At 59.8% G+C, this 927-nt stretch carries 1 protein-coding gene; it reads right to left on the bottom strand.

Annotated elements, in window-relative coordinates:
• Positions 1-75 precede the first annotated feature (75 nt).
• A complete protein-coding gene (locus EN943_RS37165; protein ID WP_127416626.1) occupies positions 76-687 on the bottom strand; it encodes a TIGR00730 family Rossman fold protein in 612 nt (203 codons plus the stop codon).
• Positions 688-927: the final 240 nt, after the last annotated feature.

The raw sequence follows: 927 nt of genomic DNA, 5'->3' as shown, positions 1-927 counted from the left end.
GTAGGGGAGTAGGGGAGTAGGCAGGACACTCGAGGCAATTCACATACTGCCTTACTGCCCCTATTCCTTATCGCCCTACATCTTGTCGATCACCGACTGCACGCCCTCGGTCGGGGCGTCGACGGACGATCCGGCTACCATGATGGCGGCGACGATCGCTTCGGGGTCGTCGACGACCAGCGGCTTGACCCGCTGCGCGGTGTGGATGAAGCCTTCGGCGGCCATGTGATCGAGCAACGCCAGCATCGGATCCCAAAATCCTTTGACATTGGCGAAGACGATCGGCTTGCGATGATGGCCAAGTTGTCCCCAGGTCATGATCTCGACGATCTCCTCGACCGTGCCGATGCCGCCCGGCAGTGCCACAAAGGCGTCGGATTTCTCGAACATCTTGTGTTTGCGCTCGTGCATGTTGTCGGTGATCAAGAGTTCATCAAGCCGGTCAAGCGCGGTTTCGGTCGCCTCCTTGTTGATCAGGAAGCGCGGAATGATGCCCGTCACCTTGCCGCCGGCCTTGAGCGCGCCTTCGGCGACGGCGCCCATGATGCCTTTGGTGCCGCCGCCATAGACCAGCCGCAGTCCCGCTTTGGCAATCGAGCGCCCGAGCAGGTGTCCGGCCTTGATATAGGTTTCATCGCGGCCCGGAGACGAGCCGCAATAGACGCAGACGGATCGAATCGTATTCATGCAGATGATTGGTGATTGGGTCTGAAAGCGTGGTCAAGCCCCAAGGGTCAACAAGCTCGGGCTTTTTCTTGTCGGCCCGTTTTTCTTGTCGGCATTGGCAAAACAGGCTAGACCGGCGTTAGGTGGCTAAGGGGTAGGGAAATATGGCAATTAATCCACTGAAGGCGTTCCTGTTCGCGGCGGGTGGGACCGTCGCGGCCGCGGGAAACGCCTATGTAGCGGGCGCACTCGACCCGTATC

The organism is Mesorhizobium sp. M7A.F.Ca.US.006.01.1.1, from assembly GCF_003997935.1.
Taxonomy (GTDB): domain Bacteria; phylum Pseudomonadota; class Alphaproteobacteria; order Rhizobiales; family Rhizobiaceae; genus Mesorhizobium.
Note: the sequence above shows the minus strand (reverse complement) of the source record. Positions and strands in the feature narration are given on the sequence as shown.